The following is a 13,176-nucleotide window of genomic DNA, read 5'->3' on the forward strand; positions in this document are numbered from 1 at the left end:
TATGGAACTTTTAAGAAAACCGATATTAACAGAAAAAGCTTCTGCATTAACAGAGAAGTCTAACCGCTTCACCTTTAAAGTAGATCACAAAGCTAATAAATTGCAGATTAAGCAAGTTATTGAAAAGATGTACGGCGTTAACGTTTTGGCTATTAACACAATGGTTGTAGACGGTAAAGTTAAGTCTAGAAATACAAAAGGCGGATTAGTTACTGGTCGCAGCCCGAAATACAAAAAAGCTATCGTGACACTTAAAGCAGGTGAAACAATAGATTATTACGCGAATATTTAATAAGAATTGAATAATTTATAACTATGGGCTTAAGAAAATTTAAACCAGTTACTCCGGGAACCCGCTTTAGAGTTGGTGCCAGTTTTACGGAGATTACAGCAACCAAGCCCGAAAAATCATTGGTTGTATCTTCTAAGAAATCGGGAGGACGTAACAATACAGGAAAGATGACTATGCGCTATATGGGTGGTGGTCACAAAAAATCTTATCGTTTAATTGACTTTAAACGTGATAAGTTTGATATTCCTGCAACAGTAGCTACTGTTGAATACGATCCAAACCGTACTGCACGCATTGCATTACTACATTATGCAGATGGCGAGAAGCGTTATATTATTGCACCGGAAGGATTGCAAGTAGGGCAGAAAGTAGTATCGGGTGATACTGCAACTCCAGAAGTTGGAAATACTTTGAAGTTAGCTAATATCCCATTGGGATCAATTGTACACAATGTGGAGATTCATCCAGGTCGTGGAGCTCAATTGGCACGTAGTGCAGGAGCTTATGCTCAGTTAGCTGCTCGTGATGGTAAATATGCTACATTAAAAATGCCTTCAGGTGAGACAAGATTAATCTTGACAGCTTGTTTTGCAACAATAGGAGCTGTTTCGAATTCTGATCATGCAAATGAAGTATTAGGTAAAGCAGGTCGTAGCCGCTGGTTAGGTCGTCGTCCTAGAACGCGTCCGGTAGCGATGAACCCTGTGGATCACCCAATGGGTGGTGGTGAGGGTCGCTCATCAGGAGGTCAGCCTCGTTCAAGAAACGGTATGTATGCTAAAGGCTTCAAAACCCGTTCACTTAAAAAATACTCAAATCGTTTCATCATAGAGAAAAGGAAGAAATAATGGCTCGTTCGATTAAAAAAGGACCTTATATTGACCATAACGTAGAGAAGAAAGTAGTATCTATGAATGATTCAGGCAAGAAGTCTGTAATTAAAACTTGGTCACGCAGATCAATGATCTCACCAGATTTTGTGGGTCATACATTTGCAGTACACAACGGTAATAAATTTATACCGGTATACGTAACAGAAAACATGGTTGGTCACAAGCTGGGAGAGTTTGCTCCAACCAGAACATTTAGGGGTCACTCTGAAAAGAAAAAATAATTAAGAGATGGAAGCAGTAGCGAAATTAAACAATTGTCCAACCTCACCACGTAAGATGCGTTTGGTTGTAGATCTTATCAGAGGTGAGCGTGTTGAGAAAGCTTTACATATTTTAAAGTTTACCAATAAAGATGCAGCAATAAGAGTTGAGAAACTTTTGTTATCAGCTATCAAAAACTGGGAAACTAAAAATGAAGGTTCTCGCCCTGAAGAAAACCAATTATACGTGAAAACGATAATGGTAGGCGGTGGTCGTCAGTTAAAAAGATTAAGACCAGCACCTCAAGGACGCGGTTACAGAATACGTAAACGTTCAAACCACGTGACTTTGATAGTAGATAGTAAAAACGTTGAAACTCAAACTAATTAACAGAAATGGGACAAAAAGCACATCCAATAGGAAACAGGTTAGGAATCATCAAGGGTTGGGATTCTAACTGGTTCGGTGGCAACAACTATGCTGATAAATTAGTTGAGGACGAGAAAATAAGAAAATACCTTTCTGCACGTATCGCAAAAGGCGGTGTAGCTAAAGTTGTAATTGAGCGTACGTTAAAACGTATTACAGTTACAATTCACACAGCTCGTCCGGGTATTGTGATCGGTAAAGCAGGACAGGAAGTTGACAAGATCAAAGAAGAGTTGAAAAAATTGACTAAAAAGGAAATTCAGATCAACATTTTTGAAATTAAACGTCCTGAACTTGATGCACAATTAGTAGCAGAAGGTGTTGCAAAACAATTAGAGGCAAGGATCTCATTCCGTAGAGCAATGAAATCTACTATTGCATCAACAATGCGTATGGGCGCTGAAGGTATCAAGATAATGACTTCTGGTCGTTTGGGTGGTGCTGAGATGGCTCGTAGCGAACAGTATAAAGAAGGAAGAATTCCTTTGCATACTTTCCGTGCAGACATTGACTATGCACTAGCTGAAGCTTTAACTACTTATGGTAAAATAGGTGTGAAAGTTTGGATCTGCAAAGGTGAGGTTTACGGTAAACGTGATCTTTCTCCAAACATCGGTGCCGTGAGCAATGCTCCAGGTAAAGGTGGCAGACCAGAAGGTGCATTTGCCGGAGGTAGAGACAGAGATAACCGTGGCGGCGGCGACAGAAGAAACGATAACCGCGGTGGTGGTAATCGTGGCGGAAGAGGCCCTGGTCAAGGCGGTCCTGGTGCAGGAAGAGATAATAGAGGTGGAAATACTCAAAATAGAGGTCCTCGTAAATAATTAGTTAACAGATCGTTTAACGATAATATTAGAATAAAATGTTACAGCCAAAAAGAACGAAGTTCAGAAAGATGCAAAAGGGCAGAATGAAAGGTTTAGCAACTCGTGGTGCTGAATTATCATTCGGGTCTTTCGGGATTAAATCTTTAGAGTCGACTTGGATTACCAGTCGTCAGATAGAGGCAGCCCGTATTGCGGTAACTCGTTTCATGAAACGTGAAGGCCAGGTGTGGATTAGAATATTCCCGGACAAACCGGTGACTAAGAAACCAGCTGAGGTACGTATGGGTAAAGGTAAAGGTGCTCCAGAATACTGGGTAGCTGTAGTTAGACCCGGACGTATTATTTTTGAAGCCGAAGGAGTTCCTTTAGAAATTGCTAAAGAAGCGATGAGACTAGCGGCTCAAAAATTACCGATCCAAACAAAATTTGTAGTACGTAGAGATTACGTAGAAGCATAGAAGGTTTTGGGTTGAATGTTGTAAGTAACTTGTTATTACAACCTCTAGACCCGCAACATAAAAATTAATAAAATGAAAAACTCAGAAATAACAGGGCTTTCACAAGAAGAACTAGTAGCCAGGATTGCAGAAGAAAAGGAAAACTTAGTAAAGTTGAAATTTGCGCATACAATATCGGCTATTGAAAATCCTTCCCGTATACAAAAGGTAAGAAGAGATATAGCCCGATTAAACACTGAAGTGACTAAGCGTAAAGCTGAGTCTGCTACTGAAACTAAATAACTTTAGAGTCGAAATGGAAAGACAATTAAGAAAAACAAGAACCGGGTTGGTGGTAAGCAACAAGATGGATAAATCTATTGTTGTAGCGGTAGAGCGTAAAGTGAAACACCCGATCTATGGTAAGTTTGTTAAGAAAACTACCAAATTTATGGCTCATGACGAGAAAAACGATTGCGGTATTGGTGATACAGTACTGATCATGGAGACTCGTCCGCTGAGTAAAAACAAGAACTGGAGATTAGTGGAAATTTTAGAAAGGGCTAAATAACATGGTACAACAGGAATCAAGATTAAACGTAGCCGACAATAGCGGCGCAAAAGAAGTATTGGTTATCCGTGTACTTGGTGGTACTGGAAAGAGATATGCTTCTATTGGTGACAAAATCGTTGTTACCGTTAAAAGTGCATTACCTTCTGGAAACATTAAGAAAGGAACAGTTTCTAAAGCAGTTGTTGTAAGAACAAAGAAAGAGATCAGACGTAAAGATGGTTCTTACATCCGTTTCGACGACAATGCAGCAGTATTATTAAATGCACAAGATGAGCCGCGCGGTACACGTATTTTTGGCCCGGTAGCGAGAGAACTGCGTGAAAAACAATTCATGAAAATTGTATCATTAGCACCGGAGGTATTATAAAATGAAAAATAAAGTAACTACACCAAAAGTAAAAATCCGTAAAGGAGATTTAGTAAAGGTTATTGCCGGCGATTCAAAAGGTCAACAAGGTACAGTGCTTTCAGTATTAGCTACTAAAAGCAGAATATTAGTTGAGGGCGTTAACCTTGTATCAAAACATACAAAACCAAATGCTGCTACACCAAATGGTGGTATCATTAAAAAAGAAGCTGCTCTTCATATTTCTAACGTGGCGTTAATTGATCCTAAATCAGGAAACATTACACGCGTTGGCAGAAAGCTTAATGCTGATGGGAAATTAGTTAGGGTTAGTAAAAAATCAGGAGAGGAGATCAAATAATGGCTTACGTACCAAGATTAAAAAGTAAATATAAAGAGGAAATTGTAACGGCGCTTAAAGATAAGTTCAATTACAAAAGCGTTATGCAGGTTCCTAAGTTGGAGAAAATTGCTATCAACCAAGGTGTTGGCCGTTATTCTGTAACTGACAAGAAAGTTATGGACAGCTCTATTTTAGAGATGACAACAATTGCTGGTCAGCAAGCTGTAGGTGCAAAGTCTAAAAAAGATATCTCAAACTTTAAATTACGTAAGGGTATGCCTGTAGGCGTACGAGTAACTTTACGTGATAACAACATGTATGAGTTTTTAGATCGTTTAATTTCCGTAGCTTTGCCACGTATCCGTGATTTCAAAGGTATCAATGATAAAGGTTTTGATGGAAAAGGTAATTATACTTTAGGTATTACTGAGCAAATCATCTTTCCTGAGATCAACATCGATAAAATCAATAAGATTTTAGGAATGGATATCACTTTTGTAACAACAGCTACTACAGATGTTGAGGCATTGGAACTTTTAAAACAATTTGGATTACCATTTAAAAATCAAAAAGCAGAACAATAATGGCAAAAGAAGGTGTAAAAGCTCGCGAAATTAAGCGCCAAAAATTGGTAGCTAAGTATGCAGAAAAACGTGCAGAACTTAAAGCTGCTGGTGATTATGAAGGATTAGATAAGTTACCTAAAAACTCATCTGCTGTTCGTTTGCACAACCGTTGCAAATTGACTGGACGTCCTCGTGGTTACATGCGTACTTTCGGTATATCAAGGGTGTTATTCCGTGATATGGCTTTAGCAGGTAAAATACCTGGAGTAAGAAAAGCAAGCTGGTAATACAGCTTCTTTGTGCTTGGGGTTAAGGCCTCAAGCAATAACAAAAAATTAACCGATGGCAGGTCGTCCCGAATAGGTCAGGAAGGAAACCACTATCACAATTATATAAAAAATGAATACAGATCCAATAGCAGATTATCTTACAAGGGTAAGAAATGCCATCAAGGCAAATCACAGAATTGTAGAAATTCCTGCATCAAACCTTAAAAAGGAAATTACTAAAGTACTTTTTGACAAAGGTTACATCGCTAACTACAAATTTGAGGATACAACAGCTCAGGGAACAATTAAAATTGCGTTGAAATACAATGCGATCACAAAAATCCCAGCTATCCGCACATTAGTACGTATTAGCAAACCAGGTTTAAGGCAATATGCCGGCGTTGAAAATATGCCGAGAGTATTAAATGGTTTAGGTATCGCAATCTTGTCTACATCTAAAGGTGTTATGACTGATAAAGAGGCTGCTAAACTAAACATCGGTGGCGAAGTTTTGTGTCACGTTTATTAATTAAAGGAGGATAGCAAAATGTCAAGAATAGGAAAAGCCCCGATTACTATACCTGCTGGTGTAACAATTACTGTTTCTAAAGATAACGTAGTAACTGTAAAAGGACCAAAAGGAGAGTTAACTCAAGCAGTAGATTCAGATATCACTGTAAGTCAAGAAGATGGCGTACTAACTGTACAGCGTCCATCAGAACAAAAAAGACATAAAGCGCTACATGGTTTGTATCGTTCTTTGTTGAATAATATGGTTGTTGGTGTAACAGAAGGTTATAAAATACAACAAGAATTAGTTGGTGTGGGTTACCGTGCGACTAACCAAGGAAATACTTTGGATCTTGTTTTAGGTTATTCTCACCATTATGTGTTCCAATTGCCGGAAGAAATTAAAGTAACAACAACTTCAGAAAAAGGTCAGACTCCTAAGATTATCTTGGAAAGTATAGACAAACAACTGATTGGTCAGGTAGCGGCAAAAATACGCTCATTACGTGCTCCAGAACCATATAAAGGTAAAGGTATCAAGTTTGTTGGCGAAGTGTTAAGAAGAAAAGCAGGTAAATCAGCTTCTAAAAAATAATCATCATGGCAGGGAAAAAATTATCTCGTAGAGATCGTATAAAAAAAGGAATCAGAAAAAGATTAACAGGTTCTGAAAGCCGTCCACGTTTATCGGTTTATAGAAGCAATAAAGGAATTTATGCTCAAATCATTAACGACGTAACCGGCAGTACAATTGTATCGGCTTCATCTTTATCAAAAGATTTTTCTGGTACTGGTAACAAATCTGAGCAATCAGTAGCTGTAGGTAAATTGGTTGCTGAAAAAGCAATTGCAGCTGGTGTTAAAGAAGTTGTTTTCGATAGAAATGGCTACTTATACCATGGACGTGTTAAATCGCTGGCAGAAGGTGCTCGCGAAGCTGGTTTAGTATTTTAATCTGAAAATAGGATAAGAATGTCAACTATCAATATAAAAAGAGTTAAGACTAGCGAGATCGAATTGAAAGATCGTTTAGTTAGCATACAACGTGTAGCCAAAGTAACTAAAGGTGGACGTACTTTCAGCTTTTCGGCCATCGTGGTTGTAGGTGATGAGAACGGGATCGTAGGTTACGGATTAGGTAAAGCGAAAGAGGTTACAGAAGCTATTGCAAAAGGCATCGATGATGCTAAAAAGAACTTGGTAAAAGTTCCTTTGTTGAATGGTACTGTTCCTCACGAACAAATAGGTAAATTCTCTGGAGGTTTTGTATTAATCAAACCAGCAGCAGTAGGTACCGGTGTTATTGCAGGTGGTGCGATGCGTGCTGTATTAGAGAGTGCTGGTGTACATAATGTATTAGCAAAGTCTAAAGGTTCATCAAATCCTCACAACGTGGTAAAAGCGACTGTTGATGCATTAACCAAAATGCGTGATGCATATACGGTAGCTCAACAACGTGGTGTAGATTTAAATAAAGTTTTTAACGGATAATATTATGGCGAAGATCAAAATAACCCAGGTAAAAAGCATTATCGATAGAAGCGAACGCCAAAAAAGAACGATGCAAGCTTTAGGTTTAACTAAAATGAACCAGAGCGTAGAGGTTGAAGCAACTGCTGCCATCATAGGTATGGTAAGAAAAGTTAATCACTTAGTTGCTATCGAGAATTTATAATTATTAGAGGTTGTAAATGTAGTTTATATAATTACATTTGCAACCTTTGTATATGTTTAACCGTTGACCCTGATTAGTGCAAGCGAAGGGCAACACAATAAGTTTCAAAAAATGAACTTAAGTAATTTAAAACCTGCAGCAGGTTCTACTAAAAATAGTAAAAGAATTGGTCGTGGTACCGGTTCTGGTCGTGGTGGTACTTCTACCCGTGGTCATAAAGGCGCTGGATCTCGTTCTGGACATTCAACAAAAATTGGATTCGAAGGTGGTCAGATGCCATTACAACGTCGTGTACCTAAAGTAGGGTTTAAGCCTATTAACCGTGTTGAATATGTAGGTGTAAACCTTGATGTTTTACAAGGTTTGGCTGAAAAATTTAATTTAACAAGCATAGATTTTGCTACCTTGCAACAACATGGTTTGGCATCTAAAAACGATCTTGTTAAAGTTTTAGGTCGTGGTGAAGTTAAATCTAAATTGGAAGTTAAAGCACATGCTTTTTCTGCAACTGCACAAAAAGCTATTGAGGCTGTTGGAGGCTCAATCGAAAAATTGTAATTAATGAAGAAGCTGTTTACTACTTTAAGTAATATTTGGAAAATTCAAGAATTAAGAGAGCGTATAGTATTTACGCTCATGATTCTTTTGATATATAGATTTGTGTCTCACGTGGTTTTGCCAGGTGTGGATGCAACTCTTTTAGGCGATAATGAAAAATCTGGCCTTTTGGGTCTGTTGGATATGTTTGCCGGAGGATCATTTTCCCGAGTGTCAATTTTGGCATTGGGTGTTATGCCTTATATTTCTGCATCAATCGTAGTTCAGCTATTGGGAATTGCAGTACCTTCATTTCAGAAGATGCAAAAGGAGGGTGAAAGTGGTAGAAAGAAGCTGAATCAAATTACACGTTATCTGACTGTGGCTATTACAGCAGTGCAAGCTGTTGGTTATGTTAAAACACAGGTACCACAACAGGCAATTGTAATTGATCATACACTGTTTTTCGTTTTAGCTACGTTTGTATTAGCTGCAGGAACATTATTTGTAATGTGGTTGGGAGAAAAAATTACTGATAAAGGTATTGGTAATGGTATTTCCCTGATCATTATGGTGGGTATCATCGCAAGATTACCTATGGCACTTTATCAAGAAGTAACTTCGAGATTCGTAGGTGAGGGAGGAATGATTTCCCTTGTAATCGAAATAGTAGCTTTATTTGCAGTTGTTATGTTTACAATAATGATTGTTCAAGGTGTTAGGAAAGTTCCTGTTCAATATGCAAAAAGAATTGTTGGAAATAGACAATTTGGTGGAGTTAGACAATATATTCCATTGAAAGTTAATGCTGCTGGGGTAATGCCTATCATTTTTGCTCAGGCATTAATGTTCATTCCTGCAACTTTGACTCAGTTTTTTCCTTCATTGCAGAATACTTGGTTGGTTCAATTTAGTGATTATACTTCTCTGGCTTATAGTTTGACATTTGCATTTTTAATTATTGCATTTACGTTTTTCTATACAGCAATAACAGTGAATCCGACTCAGATGTCGGACGATATGAAGAAAAATGGTGGATTTATTCCTGGAATTAAACCAGGATTGTCAACCTCTTCTTTTATTGATGATGTCATTTCTAAGATTACGTTTCCAGGAGCAATATTTTTAGCTATTATTGCTATACTTCCTTCAATCGCAGTTAAGTTCGGAATCAAATCAGAGTTTGCCCATTTTTATGGTGGAACTTCATTGTTGATTTTGGTAGGTGTTGTTTTAGATACACTTCAGCAAATTGAAAGTTATTTATTGATGCGTCACTATGACGGATTGATGAAAACCGGAAGGGTTACTGGTAGAACTGGTATTCCAGCTGCCAGTGGTAGCAATGCTGTGATTTAATGAGCATTAATGTCTAAGATCTATTACAAGTCTCTTGAGGAGATAGAGTTAATAAGGGAAAGCTCCCTGTTGGTTTCAAAAACTTTGGCTGAAGTAGCTAAAGTTATCGGACCTGGGATTACCACAAAGAAGTTGAATGAATTGGCCGAGACCTTTATCAAAGATCACGGAGCAATCCCGGCCTTTTTAAATTACAATGGATTCCCTTACTCTTTGTGTATATCACCAAATGAGCAAGTCGTTCATGGTTTTCCAAGTGATTATGTAATCCAGGAAGGAGATTTGATTTCTGTAGACTGTGGTGTCATTAAGAATAATTATTTCGGCGATTCAGCTTATACTTTCTCGATAGGAGAGGTAAATGAAGAAAAGAAGAAGTTAGTTGAGGTAACAAAAGAATGTTTGAGATTAGCCGTTGAGAAGGCGGTAATTGGATCCAGAATAGGTGATATCGGGTTCGCTGTTCAAGACTTAGCGGAGCGCAACGGGTTTGGTGTAGTGAAGGAGTTGGTGGGGCATGGTGTAGGGGTTAAACTTCATGAGAAACCTGAAGTACCTAATTATGGTAAGCGGGGTAGCGGGATTAAGTTAGAGGAAGGTATGGTGATTGCTATCGAGCCCATGATTAACGCCGGTACTGCAGCTGTAAAGTTTTGGTCAGATGGTTGGACAGTTACCAGCAAAGACAACAGACCCTCAGCGCATTTTGAGCATACAGTGGCTGTAAAAAAGGGGAAGGCAGATGTTTTATCGACCTTTTCATTAATTGAAGAAGTTTTAATAGAAAAAAAGTAAATAATTAAAATTTTTTATTTAATTTTGCAACCCTGTTTAATAGCAGCTAATTAAGTAAAAATCAATATTATATGGCTAAACAAGCCTCAATTGAACAAGACGGTGTAATAAAGGAAGCGTTATCAAATGCCATGTTCCGTGTAGAACTGGAGAATGGTCATGAAATAATCGCTCATATTTCGGGAAAAATGAGGATGCATTACATCAAAATTTTACCGGGAGATAAAGTAAAATTAGAGATGTCGCCTTACGATTTATCAAAGGGCAGGATTACTTATAGATATAAATAAAATGAAAGTTAGGTCATCAATTAAAAAACGTAGCGCTGATTGTAAGGTTATTCGTCGTAAAGGTAAACTTTACGTAATCAACAAGAAGAACCCTAAATTTAAGCAACGTCAAGGTTAATTAAAATTTAGATTTTAGATTTACGATAGTAGATTGGATTATTAAGAACATTGCTTCTTTAGTCGTAAATCGTAAATCCAGGATCGTAAATCAAAAATCGCTAAATACAAATATGGCAAGGATATCAGGTATAGATTTACCAAGAAACAAAAGAGGCGAAATCGGATTAACTTATATCTTCGGAATAGGTAGATCAACTGCACAGCGTATATTGACTGAGGCAGGTATCGATTTGAGCAAAAAAGTACAGGACTGGTCTGATGAAGAGTTATCGGCAATCCGTACGATCATCAATGACGGCGTTAAAGTAGAAGGTGCTTTACGTTCAGAGGTTCAGTTGAACATTAAACGTTTGATGGACATAGGTTGTTACCGTGGTTTACGTCACAGAAAAGGTTTGCCAGTACGTGGTCAACGTACTAAAAACAATTCTCGTACACGTAAAGGCAAGAGAAAAACAGTTGCTAACAAGAAAAAAGCTACTAAATAAAATTAGTACTGAATAATAATTATGGCTAAGAGTAAAAAAGTTACCAAAAAGCGTATTGTTGTTATCGAGCCTGTTGGTCAGGCACACATCAATGCTACTTTTAATAATATCATTGTTACCCTAACAAATAACAACGGTCAAACTATTTCATGGTCTTCAGCAGGTAAAATGGGATTCAAGGGTTCTAAAAAGAACACTCCATACGCTGCAGGACAAGCTGCATCTGATTGCGGTAAAGTAGCATTTGACTTAGGTCTGCGTAAAGTAGAAGTTTTTGTTAAAGGTCCGGGTTCAGGTCGTGAGTCAGCAATTAGAACGTTGCAGGTTTCAGGTTTGGAAGTTACCTCAATCAAAGATATTACACCGCTTCCACACAATGGATGTCGTCCTCCTAAGAAGAGAAGAGTTTAATTTATTAATTTTTAAAGCTAAGAGTCTGCAATTATAGGTTGCATGATACTTTAAAACAAAAAGCAATGGCAAGATATACAGGACCAAAGTCCAAAATCGCGCGTAAATTCAGAGAGCCAATTTTCGGCCCTGACAAAGTATTAGACAGAAAAAATTATCCTCCTGGACAGCACGGTGCGTCTAAAAGAAGAGGAAAACAATCTGAGTACGCAGTACAGTTAATGGAAAAACAAAAAGTTAAATATACTTATGGAGTATTGGAGCGTCAGTTCCGTAACTTGTTTACCAAAGCATCTTCGAGAGAAGGTATTACTGGAGATAACTTATTGCAATTATTGGAAGCTCGTTTAGATAATACAGTTTACAGATTAGGTATTGCAACTACACGTTCAGCTGCTCGTCAGTTAGTTAGCCATAAACACGTAACAGTTAACGGTGAAGTAGTAAATATTCCTTCTTATCAGTTGAAAGCTGGTGATGTTGTAGCTGTTCGCGAGAAATCTAAAACATTAGAGGCCATCACAAATTCAGTAGCAGGAAGAGTAATCAATAAATTTAATTGGTTAGACTGGGATGCACGTGAATTAACAGGTAAGTTCTTGGCTTATCCTAATCGTGATGAGATTCCTGAGAATATCAAAGAAAACCTTATAGTAGAGTTATACTCTAAGTAATATATTTAATTAGTTGCCTTATTGGCAACTAATTTTTTTACGTTACATAATTTTAATAACGATCTAAAAACATTATAAATGGCAATTTTAGCATTTCAGAAACCCGATAAGGTAATCATGCAGAAGTCGACTGATTTCGATGGTATATTTGAATTTCGTCCTTTAGAGCCCGGTTTCGGTGTAACAATTGGTAATGCCTTAAGAAGAATATTGCTTTCTTCATTAGAAGGTTATGCCATTACAAGTATTCGTTTTTCTGGTGTATCGCATGAGTTTTCTACGATGAAAGGTGTTGTAGAAGATCTAACTGAAATCATACTTAATTTGAAGCAGGTTCGCTTTAAAAAAGTTGGTGATTCAGGTGATTCTGAGAAAGTTTTTATCGTAGTGAATGGACAAGAGCAATTCGTTGCTGGTGACATCACTAAGTTTTCTAACAACTTTGAAGTGCTTAATCCGGATTTCGTTATATGTAATATGGAGAAGTCGGTTACTTTAGAGGTAGAATTATCTATCAATAAAGGACGTGGTTATGTGCCTGCAGAAGAGAATAAAGTAAACGACGCAGTGGTAGGCGTAATAGCTATTGATTCGATTTTTACTCCGATGAAAAACGTAAAATACACGATTGAAAACTATCGTGTTGAGCAAAAAACGGATTACGAAAAATTAATACTTGACATCTCTACAGATGGATCTATTCATCCTGAAGAAGCATTGAAAGAGGCCGCAAAGATTTTGATTCAACATTTCATGTTATTCTCTGATGAGAATTTGGTGTTGGAATCTCAGGCGAAAGAAGAGACTAAAGAAGTCGATGAGGAAATTTTACATATGCGTAAGATCCTAAAAACTGAATTAGTAGATCTTGATCTTTCAGTACGTGCATTAAACTGCCTAAAGGCAGCGGATATCCGTACTTTAGCTGACTTGGTTTCTTACGACGTTGCTGACATGTTAAAGTTCAGAAACTTTGGTAAAAAATCATTGACTGAAATTCAAGAGCTTGTTAAATCTAAAAGTTTATCATTCGGAATGAACTTATCTAAGTTCAAACTTGATGAAGAATAATTAGTCAATAAATAAATAACATATTGTTAATAGTGTATAATTCCCTCGGATTAAGTTCATAGAGACGGT

At 37.5% G+C, this 13,176-nt stretch carries 26 protein-coding genes; all 26 read left to right on the forward strand.

The window, feature by feature from the left end; genetic code table 11:
- Window position 1: 1 nt before the first annotated feature.
- Window positions 2-292, forward strand: coding sequence for a 50S ribosomal protein L23 (rplW, locus tag R2Q78_RS15800; protein ID WP_285059055.1), 291 nt, complete (start codon window positions 2-4; stop codon window positions 290-292).
- 23 nt (window positions 293-315) lie between these two features.
- Complete coding sequence (gene rplB / locus R2Q78_RS15805; protein ID WP_316793514.1) at window positions 316-1,140, forward strand: 50S ribosomal protein L2; 825 nt, start codon at window positions 316-318, stop codon at window positions 1,138-1,140.
- Window positions 1,140-1,406 (forward strand): 30S ribosomal protein S19, encoded by a 267-nt coding sequence (gene rpsS, locus R2Q78_RS15810; RefSeq protein WP_008244581.1) that lies wholly within the window; start codon window positions 1,140-1,142, stop codon window positions 1,404-1,406. Before rplB ends, rpsS begins: the two co-directional genes overlap by 1 nt.
- A 7-nt stretch (window positions 1,407-1,413) precedes the next feature.
- A complete protein-coding gene (gene rplV, locus R2Q78_RS15815) occupies window positions 1,414-1,776 on the forward strand; it encodes a 50S ribosomal protein L22 (protein WP_012780780.1) in 363 nt (120 codons plus the stop codon).
- 5 nt (window positions 1,777-1,781) lie between these two features.
- Window positions 1,782-2,639, forward strand: coding sequence for a 30S ribosomal protein S3 (gene rpsC, locus R2Q78_RS15820; protein WP_136835528.1), 858 nt, complete (start codon window positions 1,782-1,784; stop codon window positions 2,637-2,639).
- Window positions 2,640-2,677: 38 nt separating this feature from the next.
- Window positions 2,678-3,100 carry a 50S ribosomal protein L16 gene (rplP, locus tag R2Q78_RS15825; RefSeq protein WP_008244578.1) on the forward strand — a complete coding sequence of 141 codons (423 nt, stop codon included), beginning with the start codon at window positions 2,678-2,680 and terminating at the stop codon, window positions 3,098-3,100.
- 72 nt (window positions 3,101-3,172) lie between these two features.
- Window positions 3,173-3,382 (forward strand): 50S ribosomal protein L29, encoded by a 210-nt coding sequence (gene rpmC / locus R2Q78_RS15830; protein ID WP_136835527.1) that lies wholly within the window; start codon window positions 3,173-3,175, stop codon window positions 3,380-3,382.
- A gap of 13 nt (window positions 3,383-3,395) precedes the next feature.
- Window positions 3,396-3,650, forward strand: coding sequence for a 30S ribosomal protein S17 (gene rpsQ / locus R2Q78_RS15835; protein ID WP_048907439.1), 255 nt, complete (start codon window positions 3,396-3,398; stop codon window positions 3,648-3,650).
- Between the two features lies 1 nt (window position 3,651).
- The gene (rplN, locus tag R2Q78_RS15840) at window positions 3,652-4,020 is read left to right on the forward strand and encodes a 50S ribosomal protein L14 (protein WP_008244575.1); all 369 of its coding nucleotides are present in this window, start codon (window positions 3,652-3,654) and stop codon (window positions 4,018-4,020) included.
- 1 nt (window position 4,021) lies between these two features.
- Complete coding sequence (gene rplX / locus R2Q78_RS15845; RefSeq protein ID WP_136835526.1) at window positions 4,022-4,360, forward strand: 50S ribosomal protein L24; 339 nt, start codon at window positions 4,022-4,024, stop codon at window positions 4,358-4,360.
- On the forward strand, window positions 4,360-4,926 hold the full coding sequence (gene rplE / locus R2Q78_RS15850; protein WP_316793515.1) for a 50S ribosomal protein L5: 567 nt from the start codon (window positions 4,360-4,362) through the stop codon (window positions 4,924-4,926). Before rplX ends, rplE begins: the two co-directional genes overlap by 1 nt.
- Entirely contained in the window at window positions 4,926-5,195 is a 270-nt protein-coding gene (gene rpsN / locus R2Q78_RS15855) for a 30S ribosomal protein S14 (RefSeq protein ID WP_012780786.1), read from the forward strand. Before rplE ends, rpsN begins: the two co-directional genes overlap by 1 nt.
- A gap of 112 nt (window positions 5,196-5,307) precedes the next feature.
- Window positions 5,308-5,706, forward strand: coding sequence for a 30S ribosomal protein S8 (gene rpsH, locus R2Q78_RS15860; protein ID WP_048907435.1), 399 nt, complete (start codon window positions 5,308-5,310; stop codon window positions 5,704-5,706).
- 18 nt (window positions 5,707-5,724) lie between these two features.
- Window positions 5,725-6,282, forward strand: a complete 558-nt coding sequence (gene rplF / locus R2Q78_RS15865) for a 50S ribosomal protein L6 (RefSeq protein ID WP_316793516.1) — start codon at window positions 5,725-5,727, stop codon at window positions 6,280-6,282.
- Window positions 6,283-6,287: 5 nt separating this feature from the next.
- Complete coding sequence (gene rplR / locus R2Q78_RS15870; RefSeq protein ID WP_068892467.1) at window positions 6,288-6,641, forward strand: 50S ribosomal protein L18; 354 nt, start codon at window positions 6,288-6,290, stop codon at window positions 6,639-6,641.
- 18 nt (window positions 6,642-6,659) lie between these two features.
- Window positions 6,660-7,178, forward strand: coding sequence for a 30S ribosomal protein S5 (gene rpsE / locus R2Q78_RS15875; RefSeq protein WP_008244566.1), 519 nt, complete (start codon window positions 6,660-6,662; stop codon window positions 7,176-7,178).
- Window positions 7,179-7,182: 4 nt separating this feature from the next.
- The gene (rpmD, locus tag R2Q78_RS15880) at window positions 7,183-7,362 is read left to right on the forward strand and encodes a 50S ribosomal protein L30 (RefSeq protein WP_136835522.1); all 180 of its coding nucleotides are present in this window, start codon (window positions 7,183-7,185) and stop codon (window positions 7,360-7,362) included.
- A 111-nt stretch (window positions 7,363-7,473) separates the two neighbouring features.
- A complete protein-coding gene (gene rplO / locus R2Q78_RS15885) occupies window positions 7,474-7,920 on the forward strand; it encodes a 50S ribosomal protein L15 (protein ID WP_316793517.1) in 447 nt (148 codons plus the stop codon).
- Between the two features lie 3 nt (window positions 7,921-7,923).
- Window positions 7,924-9,258, forward strand: coding sequence for a preprotein translocase subunit SecY (secY, locus tag R2Q78_RS15890; RefSeq protein WP_136835520.1), 1,335 nt, complete (start codon window positions 7,924-7,926; stop codon window positions 9,256-9,258).
- Window positions 9,259-9,267: 9 nt separating this feature from the next.
- On the forward strand, window positions 9,268-10,053 hold the full coding sequence (gene map / locus R2Q78_RS15895) for a type I methionyl aminopeptidase (RefSeq protein WP_316793518.1): 786 nt from the start codon (window positions 9,268-9,270) through the stop codon (window positions 10,051-10,053).
- Between the two features lie 71 nt (window positions 10,054-10,124).
- Window positions 10,125-10,343, forward strand: a complete 219-nt coding sequence (infA, locus tag R2Q78_RS15900) for a translation initiation factor IF-1 (protein WP_048907428.1) — start codon at window positions 10,125-10,127, stop codon at window positions 10,341-10,343.
- A gap of 1 nt (window position 10,344) precedes the next feature.
- Window positions 10,345-10,461, forward strand: coding sequence for a type B 50S ribosomal protein L36 (gene ykgO, locus R2Q78_RS15905; protein ID WP_008244551.1), 117 nt, complete (start codon window positions 10,345-10,347; stop codon window positions 10,459-10,461).
- Window positions 10,462-10,573: 112 nt separating this feature from the next.
- Window positions 10,574-10,951, forward strand: a complete 378-nt coding sequence (gene rpsM, locus R2Q78_RS15910) for a 30S ribosomal protein S13 (RefSeq protein WP_316793519.1) — start codon at window positions 10,574-10,576, stop codon at window positions 10,949-10,951.
- A gap of 21 nt (window positions 10,952-10,972) precedes the next feature.
- Window positions 10,973-11,362 (forward strand): 30S ribosomal protein S11, encoded by a 390-nt coding sequence (gene rpsK, locus R2Q78_RS15915; RefSeq protein ID WP_136835518.1) that lies wholly within the window; start codon window positions 10,973-10,975, stop codon window positions 11,360-11,362.
- Between the two features lie 65 nt (window positions 11,363-11,427).
- Entirely contained in the window at window positions 11,428-12,036 is a 609-nt protein-coding gene (rpsD, locus tag R2Q78_RS15920; RefSeq protein ID WP_136835517.1) for a 30S ribosomal protein S4, read from the forward strand.
- Between the two features lie 78 nt (window positions 12,037-12,114).
- Window positions 12,115-13,107, forward strand: coding sequence for a DNA-directed RNA polymerase subunit alpha (locus R2Q78_RS15925; protein WP_136835516.1), 993 nt, complete (start codon window positions 12,115-12,117; stop codon window positions 13,105-13,107).
- Window positions 13,108-13,176: the final 69 nt, after the last annotated feature.

Source organism: Pedobacter frigoris, from assembly GCF_032678645.1.
Classification (GTDB): domain Bacteria; phylum Bacteroidota; class Bacteroidia; order Sphingobacteriales; family Sphingobacteriaceae; genus Pedobacter; species Pedobacter frigoris_A.